The organism is Bradyrhizobium sp. KBS0727 (genome assembly GCF_005937885.2).
GTDB lineage: Bacteria > Pseudomonadota > Alphaproteobacteria > Rhizobiales > Xanthobacteraceae > Bradyrhizobium.
Genome location: NZ_CP042176.1, coordinates 407284 through 421986 on the forward strand (window position 1 = coordinate 407284; position 14703 = coordinate 421986).

15 protein-coding genes are annotated in these 14703 nt (G+C 63.6%); 9 read left to right on the forward strand and 6 right to left on the reverse strand.

The window, feature by feature from the left end; translation table 11 throughout:
* Positions 1 to 30: 30 nt before the first annotated feature.
* Together FFI89_RS01905 and FFI89_RS01910 are read left to right on the forward strand one after the other, a co-directional pair.
* A complete protein-coding gene (locus FFI89_RS01905; RefSeq protein WP_138832379.1) occupies positions 31 to 792 on the forward strand; it encodes an SDR family oxidoreductase in 762 nt (253 codons plus the stop codon).
* Positions 793 to 914: 122 nt separating this feature from the next.
* A complete protein-coding gene (locus tag FFI89_RS01910; RefSeq protein WP_138832381.1) occupies positions 915 to 2207 on the forward strand; it encodes a M20/M25/M40 family metallo-hydrolase in 1293 nt (430 codons plus the stop codon).
* Between the two features lie 37 nt (positions 2208 to 2244).
* On the opposite strand, the gene FFI89_RS01915 is transcribed toward FFI89_RS01910, so the two are convergent.
* Positions 2245 to 3645 carry an MFS transporter gene (locus tag FFI89_RS01915; protein ID WP_138832383.1) on the reverse strand — a complete coding sequence of 467 codons (1401 nt, stop codon included), beginning with the start codon at positions 3643 to 3645 and terminating at the stop codon, positions 2245 to 2247.
* Positions 3646 to 4008: 363 nt separating this feature from the next.
* Here FFI89_RS01915 and FFI89_RS01920 point away from each other — a divergent pair, with 363 nt between their 5' ends.
* From FFI89_RS01920 to FFI89_RS01930, 3 genes are all read left to right on the forward strand, one after another.
* Positions 4009 to 4563: a fasciclin domain-containing protein gene (locus FFI89_RS01920; RefSeq protein ID WP_138832385.1), complete on the forward strand. Its 555-nt coding sequence runs from the start codon at positions 4009 to 4011 to the stop codon at positions 4561 to 4563.
* A gap of 175 nt (positions 4564 to 4738) precedes the next feature.
* A complete protein-coding gene (locus tag FFI89_RS01925) occupies positions 4739 to 5368 on the forward strand; it encodes a cytochrome b/b6 domain-containing protein (protein WP_138832387.1) in 630 nt (209 codons plus the stop codon).
* A 14-nt stretch (positions 5369 to 5382) separates the two neighbouring features.
* A complete protein-coding gene (locus FFI89_RS01930; protein WP_138832389.1) occupies positions 5383 to 6168 on the forward strand; it encodes a molybdopterin-dependent oxidoreductase in 786 nt (261 codons plus the stop codon).
* 102 nt (positions 6169 to 6270) lie between these two features.
* On the opposite strand, the gene FFI89_RS01935 is transcribed toward FFI89_RS01930, so the two are convergent.
* A complete protein-coding gene (locus FFI89_RS01935) occupies positions 6271 to 7461 on the reverse strand; it encodes a YbfB/YjiJ family MFS transporter (RefSeq protein ID WP_246669352.1) in 1191 nt (396 codons plus the stop codon).
* A 128-nt stretch (positions 7462 to 7589) separates the two neighbouring features.
* Here FFI89_RS01935 and FFI89_RS01940 point away from each other — a divergent pair, with 128 nt between their 5' ends.
* Entirely contained in the window at positions 7590 to 8000 is a 411-nt protein-coding gene (locus tag FFI89_RS01940; RefSeq protein ID WP_138832393.1) for a VOC family protein, read from the forward strand.
* A 14-nt stretch (positions 8001 to 8014) separates the two neighbouring features.
* Here the strand turns inward: FFI89_RS01940 and FFI89_RS01945 are convergent, their stop codons facing one another.
* The gene (locus tag FFI89_RS01945) at positions 8015 to 8878 is read right to left on the reverse strand and encodes an EamA family transporter (RefSeq protein WP_168212748.1); all 864 of its coding nucleotides are present in this window, start codon (positions 8876 to 8878) and stop codon (positions 8015 to 8017) included.
* Positions 8879 to 9166: 288 nt separating this feature from the next.
* Between FFI89_RS01945 and leuB the strand changes: the two genes are divergently transcribed.
* Entirely contained in the window at positions 9167 to 10279 is a 1113-nt protein-coding gene (leuB, locus tag FFI89_RS01950) for a 3-isopropylmalate dehydrogenase (protein WP_138832397.1), read from the forward strand.
* An 85-nt stretch (positions 10280 to 10364) separates the two neighbouring features.
* Here the strand turns inward: leuB and FFI89_RS01955 are convergent, their stop codons facing one another.
* Complete coding sequence (locus FFI89_RS01955) at positions 10365 to 10745, reverse strand: hypothetical protein (RefSeq protein ID WP_138832399.1); 381 nt, start codon at positions 10743 to 10745, stop codon at positions 10365 to 10367.
* A gap of 288 nt (positions 10746 to 11033) precedes the next feature.
* Positions 11034 to 11852 (reverse strand): hypothetical protein, encoded by an 819-nt coding sequence (locus tag FFI89_RS01960; protein WP_138836021.1) that lies wholly within the window; start codon positions 11850 to 11852, stop codon positions 11034 to 11036.
* Positions 11853 to 11968: 116 nt separating this feature from the next.
* Between FFI89_RS01960 and FFI89_RS01965 the strand changes: the two genes are divergently transcribed.
* Positions 11969 to 13003 carry an aspartate-semialdehyde dehydrogenase gene (locus FFI89_RS01965; RefSeq protein WP_138832401.1) on the forward strand — a complete coding sequence of 345 codons (1035 nt, stop codon included), beginning with the start codon at positions 11969 to 11971 and terminating at the stop codon, positions 13001 to 13003.
* 45 nt (positions 13004 to 13048) lie between these two features.
* Here FFI89_RS01965 and FFI89_RS01970 read toward each other — a convergent pair whose 3' ends face one another.
* The gene (locus tag FFI89_RS01970) at positions 13049 to 13699 is read right to left on the reverse strand and encodes a carbonic anhydrase (protein ID WP_138832403.1); all 651 of its coding nucleotides are present in this window, start codon (positions 13697 to 13699) and stop codon (positions 13049 to 13051) included.
* Between the two features lie 119 nt (positions 13700 to 13818).
* Between FFI89_RS01970 and FFI89_RS01975 the strand changes: the two genes are divergently transcribed.
* Positions 13819 to 14697: a CoA ester lyase gene (locus FFI89_RS01975; RefSeq protein WP_138832405.1), complete on the forward strand. Its 879-nt coding sequence runs from the start codon at positions 13819 to 13821 to the stop codon at positions 14695 to 14697.
* Positions 14698 to 14703 lie beyond the last annotated feature (6 nt).

Genomic DNA, 14703 nt, shown 5'->3' on the forward strand with positions numbered 1-14703 from the left:
GCCCTTCACTAAGCAACGGAGACAGTTTGCATGTCAAATGACGGGAAACGCGTGGCCTGGGTAACCGGCGGCGGCAGCGGGATCGGCGAGGCCGCGGCGGAGGCGCTGGCGGCCGATGGCTGGACCGTGGTGGTTTCGGGGCGCCGCAAAGACGCGCTGGACCAGGTGGTGGCGAACATCGCTCAAAAGGGCGGCAAGGCCGAGGCCATCGCGCTCGACGTCAGCAACAAGGCCGCCGTCAACAAGGCCGCCGACCAGATCGTCGCCAAACATGCCCGGATCGACCTGTTGGTCAACAGCGCCGGCATCAACGTGCCGAAGCGAAGCTGGGCCGACATGGAACTGGAAGGCTGGGACAAGCTCGTCGAAATCAATCTCAACGGCGTGTTGTATTGCATGCGCGCGGTGCTGCCGACCATGCGCAAGCAGCAGGACGGCTGCATCATCAATGTCGCGTCCTGGGCCGGCCGCCACGTCTCGAAGATGCCGGGCCCGGCCTACACCACGACCAAGCATGCGGTGCTGGCGCTGACCCATTCATTCAATATGGACGAATGTGTCAACGGCCTGCGCGCCTGCTGCTTCTCGCCCGGCGAGGTCGCGACCCCGATCCTGAAACTGCGCCCCGTTGTGCCGTCGGAAGCCGAGCAGGCGAAAATGCTGCAGCCCGAGGATTGCGGCCGCACCATCGCCTTCGTCGCCAGCATGCCGCCGCGGGTGTGCATGAACGAGATTTTGATCAGCCCGACGCACAACCGGGGATTCATCCAGACGCCGGGGAGCCGGGATTAGATCGCCGCGAAGGACGCGCGCAGGGCTTCCATCCCCCTGCGCGCCGGTGTGATACAGCCGAACCTGTTTCCGGTGTGCAGCAAACCCCGGAACATCCCGCTCGAACATTTTGAAGGCTTACCATGTTGCGTCCCGTCCACCTCCCTTCGCATTTCGCACTCGCTTGTATCGCCGCCTGCACGTTGGCCTTGTCAGCCGCAACCTCGCCGGCTGCGCCGGTGGATCGCATCCACGACCTGGCGCAGCAGGAAAAGGCCCCGCTGCTCGACACGCTGCGCGACCTGGTGAACATCGAATCCGGCAGCAAGGACGCCGAGGGTCTGGCCGGGCTGGCGACGTTGATCGGCGAACGCCTGACCCGACTGGGCGGCAAGGTCGAGATCATCGAACCGACCGATATCTATCGGATGGAAGACACGCCGCCCAAGTCGGGTGCCATGGTCCACGCCGAATTCAAGGGGACCGGCAGCAAGAAAATCATGCTGATCGCCCACATGGACACCGTCTATCTGCGCGGCATGCTGAAAGACCAACCCTTCCGCATCGATGGCGAGCGCGCCTACGGACTGGCCGTCTCTGACGACAAGCAGGGAGTAGCCCTCATCCTGCACGCCGTCGCGATGCTGCAAACACTGAAGTTCGCCGACTACGGCACGCTGACCGTGCTGATCAACGGCGACGAGGAGATCAGTTCGCCGGGCTCGCGCAGCACCATCACCCGCATGGCGGGCGGACAGGACGCCGTGTTCTCCTACGAAAGCGGCGGAGAGGACGGCCGCCTGCGCCTGGCCACCAGCGGCATCGGCGCGGCGTATCTGACGGTGGACGGCAAGGCCTCGCATGCCGGCTCGGCGCCGGACAAGGGCGTGAACGCGCTGGTCGAGCTGTCGCATCAGGTGCTGCAATTGAGCGACCTGTCGCGGCGCGACCAGGGCCTGAGCCTGAACTGGACGGTCTCGCAGGCCGGTACCAACCGCAACGTCATCCCGGCACAGGCCAGCGCCCAGGCGGACGCAAGGGCGCTGAGGGTGTCCGATTTCACCCAATTGGAAGCCACGATGCAGCAACGTGTGCAGACCCAGCGGATTCCCGACGCCAAGGTACAGCTCAGGTTCGAGATGCGCCGGCCGCCGCTGGAAGCCACGCCCGCGTCGCGCCGCCTGGCTGCCCACGGCAGCGCGATCTACGAGGAACTGGGGCTGCCATTGAAGGTGCTGGACGTGGCCACCGGCGGCGGTACCGATGCCGCGTTCGCCGCCCTCAAGACCACGGCCCCCGTCATCGAGGGTTTCGGCCTGAGCGGCTACGGCGCCCACTCCAACGACGCCGAGTACGTGAAGCTCGAGACAATCGTGCCGCGCCTCTATCTGTCGGTGCGCATGATCATGGATGTGGCGCAGGACAAGGTGAAATAAGGCGTCTCGGCGTTCGCCGGGACGGCGGCGGAGAGTCTCACACGATGATCTCGTTCAGTTCCTTGCCCGAATGTTCCGGCACCATCATGGTCACACCGATCGCCATCGCGACCATCAGCACGGGAATGCAGAGGAACGACAGCGCGAACGATCCGGAATACTGCTGCAGGGCCACGGTCACGAACGGGAACAGCACGAAGCCGACGAAGTAGGCAATCGCCCACACCACGCCATTGGCCGCACCCCTGATCCGCGTCGGAAATACTTCGGCGGTCAGTGTCGTGCTCGGTCCCCAGAAGCCGAGGAAACCAAAGCTCCAGGCCAGACCGAACACCCACAGCAGCAGATGGTTTTCGGTGTAGACCCACAGCGTCATGAAGATCGCGCCCTCGATCAGCGTCACGACAAACGCGAGCCGCCGGCCGATCTTGTCGGCGAGCCAGCCCGCGACGCAGAGGCCGAGGAATCCCGAGAGGCCCCAGAACACATAGAACAGGCTGTATTCGGCGGTCGACCAATGTTTCTCGGTGGCGAGATAGAGCGGCATCCAGCCGCCGACGGTGCCGAAGATACAGGTGCTGCAGCACGCCACGAACAGCGCCACCAGCGTGGCAGGCAGCACGTCGGGTAAAAACACCTGGCGGATGCCGACCGATTTTGCCTTGCCGAACCAGGCCTTGTCCTCGTCGCTGACACTGCCGGCGCGCGACAATGTCTCCGCGATGCGCTGCTTGCGATCCTGCGCGCGCACCCAATAGGGCGATTCGGGGCAGGTGGCGCGAACGTAGATCGCCAGCAGCGCGATCACGCCGGGCACCATCACCGCCACCCGCCAGCCGAAGTCGGCAGCCACTAATCCGGTAATGCCGCCCGCCAGCGACGCGCCGAGGCACCAGGTCGAACGCGTGATGCTGATCACCCGGCCGCGCAGCCGCGCCGGCCAGGTCTCGGCGACCAGCATCGATCCGAGCGACCATTCGCCGTTGAGCGCGAAGCCGACCATCGATCGCGCGATCACGAAAGTGGCAAAGGTCGGCGACAGGGCGGCGACCGGCATCAACAGCGAAAACAGCGCGATGTTGACGGCGAGCAGCGTGCGGCGCCCGAGCCGGTCCGACAGCCACGGCCAGAAATACAGCCCGGCAATTCCGAAGAACAATGCGATCTGCAGGCCGGAACGATACTCGGGAACGGTGAGCGCGAATTCCTTGATCACCAAAGGCGAGATCAGCGCGAAGATCACGCCGTCCATGCCGTCAAAACCCCAGCCCAGCGCGTTGGCGAAGGCGATGTGCCAATGGGTTTTGGTGACCTCTCCGCTTCCGGCGACGGCGCGATAATTGGCGTTCTGAAGATGCTTTTGTTCGAGCGGTCCAACTTCTCCGCCCACTGGACTTGCCGCAGGCGCGGCTAATCCATCCGCAGTGATGCTGCTCATGGTCGTCCTCCCGCATCGCGCCGCACCGTTGACGGCGCCCGTTATGACCGGCTTTCTTTTTTGCGCGATGCCGGATGGTTCAAGCTGGACTAACTCGGAGATTGCAGCAAGCCAATTGCTCGCGGCGGCGCACGCGTCATTTCCGCGGAGTGGAAATTAGTGTCGAGAGTTTCGGCTGTGCCTGCACGGCGTAGGGTCAAAATAGTTTCACGCATCACGATAATTTATTGTTCGAAACCAGCCCAAGACCTTCCCGTAACTCGGCCAACGACGGCGCAGTCGGACCCTCGCAAGGCTCCGCCGCTGTTGTTGACACCATCCGGCCGACATCCGTCGGCCACCTCATCAATCGGGAGACTATCCATGTCCAAGCGTATTGCACTTCTGTCCGCCGCCGCCTTCAGCATCCTCGCCCTCTCGGCCACCATCATGGCGCCGGCCAGCGCCGAGGAAAAGACCGTGATGGTCGGTGGCGCCGCGATGTTCCCGTCCAAGAACATCGTGCAGAACGCCGTCAACTCGAAGGACCACACCACGCTGGTCGCCGCGGTGAAGGCCGCCGGCCTGGTCGGTACGCTGGAAAGCAAGGGCCCGTTCACGGTGTTCGCGCCGACCAACGCCGCCTTCGGCAAGCTGCCGGCCGGCACCGTCGACACGCTGGTCAAGCCCGAGAACAAGGCGACCCTGACCAAGATCCTCACCTACCACGTGGTTCCCGGCAAGCTTGAAGCGTCCGACCTGAAGGACGGCCTGAAGCTCAAGACCGCCGAAGGTGAAGAGCTGACCGTCAAGAAGGCCGACGGCAAGGTCTGGATCATTGACGCCAAGGGCGGTTCCTCGATGGTCACGATCTCGAACGTCAATCAGTCGAACGGCGTGATCCACGTGGTCGACACCGTCCTGATGCCGGCATCCTGACTCTCGCGTGTCCTGAATGGTCCCAACAGGGCGCGTAAGACGGCGAGCCGGGGCAACCCGGCTCGCTTTTTTGTGACCGCAACAGCCGTCATGGATCGATTTGATTGCGTCATGGCAGTAACGGGAACCCGGTTCCCGGCGTATAAACCGGTACGAACCGCAACGGGAAACCTCTATGTCTGCCCTCACTGTCAGCGACGAGCACACGACGTCAGCCACGACGAAGATCATTCAGCCGGCCTGGGTGCGGGTGCTGCACTGGACCAACGCGGTCGCGATGGTGCTGATGATCATGTCGGGCTGGCAGATCTACAACGCTTCGCCGTTGTTCGGCTTTACGTTTCCGCCGTCGATCACGCTGGGCGGCTGGCTCGGCGGCGCGCTGCTATGGCACTTCGCCGCGATGTGGCTGTTGATGATCAACGGCCTGATCTATCTGGCGCTCGGTATTGCCACCGGCCGCTTCCGCAAGAAGCTGCTGCCGATCACCCCCGCCGGGGTCATTGCCGATACCAGGGCGGCGCTGACCTTCAAGCTCTCGCATGACGATCTCAGCAAATACAACTCCGTCCAGAAGCTGCTGTATGCCGGCATCATCGTCGTCGGCATCGTTATCGTGCTGTCCGGCCTCTCGATCTGGAAGCCGGTCCAGTTGCAATGGCTGACGGCATTGTTCGGCGGCTATGACATCGCCCGTTACGTTCACTTCATCTGCATGGCCGTTATCGTCGCCTTCCTGGTGGTTCATGTCGCGCTCGCGGTGCTGGTGCCGAAGAGCCTGCGCGCCATGATCATTGGCCGTTGATAAGGAGTAATATCATGGGCCGCATGCGCAAACTTCTGATCCCCGGGGTCGACAAGAAGCTTCTGATCCGGGACGCGGTGAAGTCGATGCCGGACCTGACGCGCCGGCGTTTCATCGCCGGCGGCGCCAGCCTCGGCGCGCTGACGCTCTTGACCGGCTGCGACGTGTCGGACAGCTTTTCGGCGGAATCGATGCTGAAGCAGGTTTCGAAGTTCAATGACGGCGTGCAGGCGTGGATGTTCAATCCCAACGCGCTGGCGCCGACGTTTTCGGAAAGCGATGTGACAAAACCGTTCCCGTTCAACGCCTATTACGACATCGACGACGCCCCCGAAATCGACGGCAAGACCTGGAAGCTCGAAGTGCGCGGCCTCGTCGACAACAACAGACCGTGGACGCTGGAAGAGCTTACCAAGCTGCCGCAGGTCAAGCAGATCACCCGCCACATCTGCGTCGAGGGCTGGAGCGCGATCGGAAGCTGGACCGGCACGCCGCTGCGGGATTTCCTGAAGATCATCGGCGCCGATACCCGCGCCAAATATGTCTGGTTCCAGTGCGCCGACAAGGACGGCTACAATTCGCCGCTCGACATGGCGACCGCGCTGCATCCGCAGAGCCAGATGACGTTCAAGTTCGCCGACGAGATTTTGCCCCGCGCCTACGGTTTCCCGATGAAGATTCGGGTGCCGACCAAGCTCGGCTTCAAGAATCCGAAATACGTGATGTCGATGGAAGTCACCAACGACTACAAGGGCGGCTACTGGGAAGACCAGGGGTACAATTCGTTCAGCGGGAGTTGAGGGCGTTTTCGCCGTCATTCCGGGATGGTCCGAAGGACCAGACCCGGAATCTCGAGATTCCGGGTTCGATGCTTTGCATCGCCCCGGAATGACTAGAAGACGTCAGGGACTCGCCGGCAGCTTCTTCTGAAACGCCGCCAACACCGCCCCGAGCGCCAGCATCGCGGCCGAGACGTTCAGCGCGATCGACAGGCTTCCCATCGCGTCGGTGATGGCGCCGACCACCAGCGGGCCCAATGTCTGGCCGATGCCGAAGGAGATCGTCATCGCCGCGATGGCGGTCGGCCAGGCCGCGGGCGGATAGTTGAGGCGGACAAAGGCGGTGGTGGAGCCGACCACCGCGAAGAACGCGACGCCGAATACCAGCGCCGACAACGCCAGCAGCCACACCGAGTGGCCGAAGATCGGCATTGCCGCACCAATCGCGTTGACGCCGAGGATGATCGTGGTGGCGAGGCCGCCGCGATCGAGCGCGAGCACGCGCCGCCACACCCACGGCGTTACGAAGGCGCTCAAGCCGATCAGGCTCCAGAACGCGCTCTGGGCCGCGGCGCCGCCGCCGGCATCGCGCACATAGGCGATCATGAAGGTCATGTAGGCGATGTAACCGGCGCCGAACAGGAAGTAGGCGGCGAGATAAATCACGACCGGCGCGATTACGAATTTGGCGGTGGCGGTAGCTGTGCCGATGGCGTTCGCGTGCAGCGGCGCCAGCAGCAGCGGGAGGGTCATCGCGATCGCGAGCAGCGTCATCGCCCACCACACGATCCACCACGAGCCCGGCCCAAACGCCTGCAGCACGAACGGCGCCGCCAGGCCCGAGGCCAGGATGCCGATGCCCGGGCCGGCATAGAACAGGCTGAGCAGGAAATTCGCCCGCTCGGGTCGCGACTGCGCGATCGTTGCCGCCAGCGCGCCGCCGCCGACGAATCCGGCCGCGGCGCCGACGCCGGCGAGCAGGCGGGCAAAACTCAGTACGACGAAATTGCCCGACAGCGCACAGAGCGCCAGCGACAGCACGCAGGCCAGCGTCCCCCATCGCACCGAAGCGGCGAGGCCGAAGCGCCGGATCATGCGCGAGGCGAGCAGGGCGCCGGCGAGATAGCCGGCGGCGTTGATCGTGTTCATGAAGCCGGCCGCGGAATACGACCAGGTCAGCGAATCCCGCATGTCCGGCAGCACCAGCGCATAGGCGAAGCGGCCGATGCCAAGACCGACGGTCGGCGCCAGCGACAGAATAAGAATCAGCCGCGCGGGATGCGGGTAGAGCTGTTGAGCGTCAGGGGATTTCACGGAAGGCTCCGGCAGGGGCCACATTGTGACAGGCAAAACCTGCGTTGCACAGCCGGCCGGTTCGCAAGGGTGTCTTGTCATTCCCGCAACGATAGTATCGCTTGTAACCTGAACCCCTGGAGTCCCAAATGCGCGCCATCCCTTTTCTCTATTTCCAGGGCGATTGCGAAAGCGCGCTGCAGTTCTACCAGGCCTGCGGCCTCGGCAAGATCGTGGAGCTGAGGCGGATCGAAGGGACCCCACTGGCGGAACGCGATGGCCCGGCCTGGAATCGGAAAGTACTGTTTTCCCGCTTCGAAGGCCCGTGGCTCAGTCTCTGCGCATCCGACGGTGCCGATTCAGAGCCGATGAAGGGATGCGCGATCTTCATCGAGGCTGACGACGCCGGCACGGCCGAGGCGCTGTTCGACGCGTTGTCGGCGGGCGGGCGGATCACTGTGGCGTTCAAAAAGCAGTTTTGGGGCGATCACTACGGGAATTTTACCGACAAATTCGGCGTGCAATGGGCGGTTTCCAGCGCGGCCAAAGCCGGCGAATAAGACTAGCGAGTAGGTCAGCCGATCAGCACCAGGGCCACGCCCGCGACGGTGAGCAGCGTTCCCGCCACGATGCGCGGCGTGATCGCGATATGCTTGAGCATGATCGCGCTCAAGCCGACGGTGACGAGCGGATAGATCGCGGCCAACGGCGCCACCAGCGTGATCGGCCCGTTGCGGACGGCGGCAAACAGGCTGAGCGCGCTGAGCCCGTTGCAGATGCCGGTGACCATGAACCAGAGCCGGCCTGATTGGGGTGCTTCCACGACGAAGCTTCCCTTGCGCAACCGCTGCACCGTCAGCACCACCAGCGACGACATGATGTAGCCGATCAGGCAGGCCCATAATGGACTCGGCCAGATCTCGAGGCCAAGCTTGACGATCGGCGGCACCACGCCGCGCACCAGCGCACTGGTGAGCGGCAGCAACAGCGCCCAGCTCCGCCAGCTGCCGAGATCGCGCGGCCGCGTCACCGTGATGATAACCGCGCCTGTTACCGCGACCACGGCGCCGACCAGTTGATGGGACTGCAGCGGCTCATGCAGCAGCAGCACCGCCAGCGTCACCGCAAACAGCGGCGCGAGGTTGCCCAGCGTCGAGGTGACGACCGGCCCCAGCGCGCGGTTGGAGGCAAAGGTCAGCAGCGTCAGCGACGCCGGGAAAAACAGCCCGATCGCGGCAAAAATCGGAAATCCCCGCCAGACCACCGGCTCGTTCCGCAGGATCAGCGGCGACAGCAGCAGAAACAGAACGGTAAAGCAGGGAACGCTGATGGCGGCGCCCGACAGCGGCTCGACCGTCCGCAGGCCCCGTTGCGCCGTGACCACCCCGGCGCCGAGAAAAATCGCGGACGCGAAGGCGAAAAGTACCGCTGGGGTCATGGGGTCCGTCTTGTTGTTCTTGGGGCGGGCTTGGCCGGGCTGGCTTTGGGATTGTCGCTTGGCCAAGCCGCCTTGCCAATCCGCCTCGGGCGTTTTAGCACTCCGCCCGCCTGTCATTCCGGGGCGCGCGCCCGAACTCGGGTTTACCCGAGTTCGGCAATATCATGATCCAAGTCGGCAACAGCCGGCTTGGATGCGCGAACCCGGAATCTCGTCGCTTCGTAATCTCTGGATTCCGGGTCCGGCGCGCTGCGCCGTCCCGGAATGACCAAAAACAAGGACCCTCTCATGGCGACCCATAAACTGCTGCTTCTCCCCGGCGACGGCATCGGCCCCGAAGTGATGGGGGAGGTGAAACGCCTGATCGACTGGATCAACGCCGAAGGCATTGCGCGTTTCGAGACCGAGCAGGGGCTGGTCGGCGGGTCGGCCTATGACGCGCACAAGGTTTCCATCAGCGAAGGCGACATGGCCAAGGCTGTCGCCGCCGACGCCGTGATCTTCGGCGCCGTGGGCGGTCCGAAGTGGGACAGCGTGCCCTACGAGGTGCGGCCCGAAGCCGGACTGTTGCGGCTGCGCAAGGATCTCGGCCTGTTCGCCAACCTGCGTCCGGCGGTGTGCTACCCGGCGCTGGCGGAAGCCTCCAGCCTGAAGCGCGAGATCGTCGAAGGCCTCGACATCATGATCGTGCGCGAACTCACCGGCGGCGTGTATTTCGGCGAGCCGAAGACCATCACCGATCTCGGCAACGGCCAGAAGCGCGCCATCGATACCCAGGTCTACGACACTTACGAGATCGAGCGTATCGCCCGCGTCGCGTTCGACCTGGCGCGCAAGCGCCGCAACAAGCTGACCTCGATGGAAAAGCGTAACGTCATGAAGTCAGGCGTGCTCTGGAACGAGGTGGTGACGCAGGTGCATATGCGCGAATACAAGGATGTCACGCTCGAGCATCAGCTCGCCGATTCCGGCGGCATGAACCTGGTGAAGGCGCCGAAGCAGTTCGACGTCATCGTGACCGACAACCTGTTCGGCGACATGCTCTCGGATATCGCGGCGATGCTGACGGGGTCGCTCGGCATGCTGCCCTCGGCCTCGCTCGGCGAGATCGACGCCAAGACCAAGAAGCGCCGCTCGCTGTTCGAGCCAGTGCACGGCTCGGCGCCGGATATCGCCGGCAAAGGCCTCGCCAATCCGATCGCGATGATTTCCTCGTTTGCGATGGCACTGCGCTATTCGTTCGACATGGGCGCGCTGGCCGACAAGATCGAAGCCGCGATTGCGGCCGTGCTGGCGAGCGGGCTGCGCACCGCCGACATCAAGTCCGAGGGCACGACGGCGGCCAGCACCACGCAGATGGGCGATGCGATCTTGAAGGAATTGCAGAAGCTGCACGCGTAGGCGACCGGACGCCGCCAAGACACGCTCACAAAACAAAAAGCCCGGTCGCGAGACCGGGCTTTTTTTTGAAGAAAAGTTGTCGCTATCAATACAGCGGGAACGGCGTCGGGACGCCACCGAGATCCGATGGCGGATTGAGCGGCTGGCGGTCGATCGGCCGGTTGTTGTTTTCGCGCGCGAACGATGGGTACCCATACGGCGACGGGAACGCGTAATCCTGGAATTTGCGGTCGCCCGGCAGCACTTCGGTGCCGGCGTCGAGCCAGGAACGCGTGGTGACGTAAATACGGGTGCGCGGCCCCTGCTGGTAGACCCGGTTCGGACCCTGCCCGCCGTAAGTAATGCGGCCGTCCTTGTCGTATTTCGGCCGGGACTGGGCACTCGCGGAGGTCGCACTGACAGCGACGAGGGCTGTAGCAGCAAGCAGCATCGCGAGCTTGCTCGCAGCGGTGAATTTCGGGGTCATTGCGTCCTCGTCTTGGTCAGCCCCGCGCGGGTGGCTGGCGGATCGTCACATCTGGTTGGGTCCATTGTAGCCGCCCCTGACATGGCGTCGCTAGGTCAATTGCGCCACACCGGCTCACAATAATGCCACGCCAAGTGAAAAAGTTTCATGAAAACCAGTGTCTTGGCCGGATGTCGCCACAATTGCCCCAACCGTCATTCCGGGGCGATGCGCAGCATCGAGCCCGGAATCTCGAGATTCCGGGTCTGGTCCTTCGGACCATCCCGGAATGACCAACCGGGGCCGGTATCAAAGCGCGCCGCGCAGCCGCGGGTTGTCGGCGCCGGTCAGCCAATCCGCTGACAGCGCCGGTGCCGATGTCGCCGTGCAATCGCTTCGCCGCAGCTCGGCATGGGTGAATAATTCCGCCAGTTTGGGCTCGTTTCCGGCCGTCAACAGCATCAGGCGGTTCAGTATGCAGCCGATTGCGGCGCGGCGGGCCGGGAGCGTGTCTGCTTTGTTATCCCCTTGACATGACCAGCCGGAAATCCGGAAATTGGGGTCGTCGATGCGCTTCATGAAGCCGAGACAGGCGCGGGCGTCGTCCGCCCCGCCAATCAGGCGAAGCAGCGTCACCGGGCCGAATTTGCTGTCGATGACCCCTGCGGCTTCGAGCGCCAGCGCCCCGTCCGGGTCCATCCGCGCCGCAAGCGCGTCGATCGCGGGTCCGGCCTGGTGCAGTTCGCCGCCCGGGTGATACAGCTCGAGCTCGGCGACCGGCTTGTTGTCGGTGCCGCTCCAATGGAAGACGTCCTTGCGGCCGCCCTCGGGATGCCGAAGGATCTCGTAAACCTCTGTTTTGTCTTGGAAAATAAATTGGCTGACGGCAAAGGCCGGGACCGCGCGCGAGGCTACGCTCCAGGCGTCCCTGGCCGGGGGTTCCGCGGCGGCGGCGTCCGGCAACTGGTCCCATAGCGCGAAGGCGCCGATGGCGATCAGGGCCAGCATCATTACATAGGCGCAGAGCCGTGCCAGCGTAGCGCAGACCTCGTCCGCAAAGCTCGTCAGCGCGGGATGGATTCTTGTCGTATAATTGGAAGTGGCCCGTGGGGCCGGAAACGAATGCATCAAACGCCCAAACGCACGGTAAATCGTTGTCTTATGGGCTTTTCTCGCATAGAAGCGCTGCCTCTTCCCTTTCCGCTGTGAGCGGCGGGCAAGCATTTTTCTTCGGAGAGTGAACGATGGGTTACAAAGTCGCGGTGGTCGGTGCGACCGGCAATGTCGGACGGGAAATGCTCAACATCCTGGACGAGCGCAAATTCCCCGCCGACGAGGTCGTGGTGCTGGCCTCGCGCCGCAGCGTCGGCGTCGAGGTTTCCTATGGCGACCGCACCCTGAAGGTCAAAGCGCTCGAGCACTATGATTTTTCGGACGTCGATATCTGCCTGATGTCGGCCGGTGGTGCGGTGTCGAAGGAATGGTCGCCGAAGATCGGCGCCGCCGGCGCCGTGGTGATCGACAATTCGTCGGCCTGGCGGATGGATCCGGACGTGCCGCTGATCGTGCCGGAAGTGAACGCGGATGCAGTCGCGGGCTTCACCAAGAAGAACATCATCGCCAACCCGAACTGCTCGACCGCGCAACTCGTGGTCGCGCTGAAGCCGCTGCACGACAAGGCCACCATCACCCGCGTCGTGGTCGCGACCTATCAATCGGTGTCGGGCGCCGGCAAGGATGCGATGGACGAACTGTTCACGCAGACCAAGGCCGTCTACACCAACAGCGAACTCATCAATAAGAAATTCCCGAAGCGTATCGCCTTCAACGTCATCCCCGAGATCGACGTGTTCATGGAGGACGGCTACACCAAGGAAGAGTGGAAGATGATGATGGAGACCAAGAAGATTCTTGATCCCAAAATCAGGCTGACCGCGACCTGCGTTCGCGTGCCGGTGTTCGTCGGCCATTCCGAAGCCGTCAACATCGAATTCGCCAACCCGATCACCGCCGACGAAGCGCGCAACATCCTGCGCAACGCGCCGGGTTGCCTCGTCATCGACAAGCACGAGCCGGGCGGCTACGTCACGCCCTACGAGGCGGCCGGCGAGGACGCGACCTATATCAGCCGCATCCGCGAGGACAATACGGTCGAGAACGGCCTGTCGCTGTGGTGCGTCTCCGACAACCTGCGCAAGGGCGCCGCGCTGAACGCGATCCAGATCGCGGAATGCCTGATCAACCGCAAGCTGATCAGCGCGAAAAAGAAAGCCGCTTGAGCCGGTCGAGCAGGATCGGCAAATGGCGAATGGATTGCCTATTCGCTATTCGCCCACCAGTTCGCTGACGCCGCGAAATTCCTTGGCCTCCGCATCGAGCACGAACAGCGAGCCTTCGGCGACGCCGAAATAGGCGCCGTGCAGGCTCATGTCGCCACGCTCGACGCTATTGCGCACGAACGGAAACGTCATCAGGTTCTCGAGCGAGCGAAATACCGCGGCCTTCTCGATCCGCGTCGTAAAATCCTGCCGGCTTTCGTGCTCGCGCTGGCTGACCTTTTCGCCGGGCTTGATGAACATCTGCATCCATCGCCCGATGAAGTCGCCCGGCGTCAGCGGATCAATGTCATCAATAAAGGCGCGGATGCCGCCGCATTGGGCGTGGCCGAGCACCACGACATGCTTCACCCGCAAGACCTGCACCGCATATTCCAGCGCCGCCGACACGCCGTGCGCGCCGCCGTCGGGCTGGAATACCGGCACCAGATTGGCGACGTTGCGCACCACGAACAGCTCGCCCGGACCGGCGTCGAAAATCACTTCCGGCGAAACCCGGGAATCGCAGCAGCCGATCACCATCACCGCGGGGGACTGGCCGCGCTCGGAAAGTTCCCGGTAGCGTGTCTGCTCGGTCGGCAGTCGCTGCGAGGTGAATGTCCGGTAGCCTTCGATCAGATGTTCAGGGAATGGAGCCATGTTTTCAGCCTTCATTGGCCCCTGCCTAACCACAAGCCGATGACGGGAACAAGGCTTTCGGGGCGCGGCCCGAAATGTTAGGGCGTGGGCTTCCGAAAGAAACTCGAGGAAACCAGCCCATGATCCGTCCCCGCCGCAGCCTGTTGTTCATGCCGGGATCGAACGCGCGTGCGCTGGAAAAAGCGCGCATGCTGCCCGCCGACGGCATCATTCTGGATCTCGAGGACTCCGTGGCGCCGGACGCCAAGGCGGTGGCCCGCGACCAGATCGCCAAGGCGGTGGCGGCCGGCGGGTTTGGCAAGCGCGAGGTGCTGATCCGCATCAACAGCCTCGATTCGCCCTGGTGGGTTGACGATGTCGGCATGGCCGGCAAGTCCAAACCGGACGGCATCCTGGTTCCCAAAATCTCCACCGTCGACGATCTCAACGCCGTCGCCGACCGTCTCAGCGACATCAACGCTGATGCCTCGATCAAGGTCTGGGCCATGATCGAGACCGCGCGCGCGGTGCTGGATGCCGACAAGCTCGCCGCCGCGGCCAAGGATTCCGAAATCAGGCTCGCCGGCTTCGTGTTCGGGCCGAACGACATTTCGCGGGAAACGCGGATCCGGATGCAGCCGGGCCGCGCGGCGATGATCCCGATGATCACGCACTGTATTCTGGCGACGCGCGCGCACGGGCTTGAAATTCTCGATGGTCCCTACAGCGACATCGGCAATATCGACGGCTTTGCCGCGGAATGCGCCCAGGGCCGCGATCTCGGCTTTGACGGCAAGACGCTGATCCATCCGAGCCAAATCGATGCCTGCAACGTCATCTTCACGCCGCCGGCCGAAGAAGTCGCGGAAGCCCGCAAGATCATCGCGGCGTTTGCCAAGCCCGAAAACGCCTCGCGCGGCGCGATCCAACTCGACGGCCGGATGGTGGAGCGGCTGCATGCCGAGATGGCCAAGCGCACGATTGCGATTGCGGATGCGATCGCAGCGATGGGAAGTTAGGCGCGC

Bases quoted from the DNA above. Each gene is read 5' to 3' on its own strand.
- FFI89_RS01920 (WP_138832385.1), top strand. From the start codon at position 4,009: ATGTCCAAGCGTATTGCACTTCTGTCCGCCGCCGCCTTCAGCATCCTC.
- FFI89_RS01975 (WP_138832405.1), top strand. From the start codon at position 13,819: ATGATCCGTCCCCGCCGCAGCCTGTTGTTCATGCCGGGATCGAACGCG.
- FFI89_RS01955 (WP_138832399.1), bottom strand. From the start codon at position 10,745: ATGACCCCGAAATTCACCGCTGCGAGCAAGCTCGCGATGCTGCTTGCT.
- FFI89_RS01960 (WP_138836021.1), bottom strand. From the start codon at position 11,852: ATGCATTCGTTTCCGGCCCCACGGGCCACTTCCAATTATACGACAAGA.
- FFI89_RS01925 (WP_138832387.1), top strand. From the start codon at position 4,739: ATGTCTGCCCTCACTGTCAGCGACGAGCACACGACGTCAGCCACGACG.
- FFI89_RS01970 (WP_138832403.1), bottom strand. From the start codon at position 13,699: ATGGCTCCATTCCCTGAACATCTGATCGAAGGCTACCGGACATTCACC.
- FFI89_RS01930 (WP_138832389.1), top strand. From the start codon at position 5,383: ATGGGCCGCATGCGCAAACTTCTGATCCCCGGGGTCGACAAGAAGCTT.
- leuB (WP_138832397.1), top strand. From the start codon at position 9,167: ATGGCGACCCATAAACTGCTGCTTCTCCCCGGCGACGGCATCGGCCCC.
- FFI89_RS01915 (WP_138832383.1), bottom strand. From the start codon at position 3,645: ATGAGCAGCATCACTGCGGATGGATTAGCCGCGCCTGCGGCAAGTCCA.
- FFI89_RS01965 (WP_138832401.1), top strand. From the start codon at position 11,969: ATGGGTTACAAAGTCGCGGTGGTCGGTGCGACCGGCAATGTCGGACGG.
- FFI89_RS01910 (WP_138832381.1), top strand. From the start codon at position 915: ATGTTGCGTCCCGTCCACCTCCCTTCGCATTTCGCACTCGCTTGTATC.
- FFI89_RS01905 (WP_138832379.1), top strand. From the start codon at position 31: ATGTCAAATGACGGGAAACGCGTGGCCTGGGTAACCGGCGGCGGCAGC.
- FFI89_RS01945 (WP_168212748.1), bottom strand. From the start codon at position 8,878: ATGACCCCAGCGGTACTTTTCGCCTTCGCGTCCGCGATTTTTCTCGGC.
- FFI89_RS01940 (WP_138832393.1), top strand. From the start codon at position 7,590: ATGCGCGCCATCCCTTTTCTCTATTTCCAGGGCGATTGCGAAAGCGCG.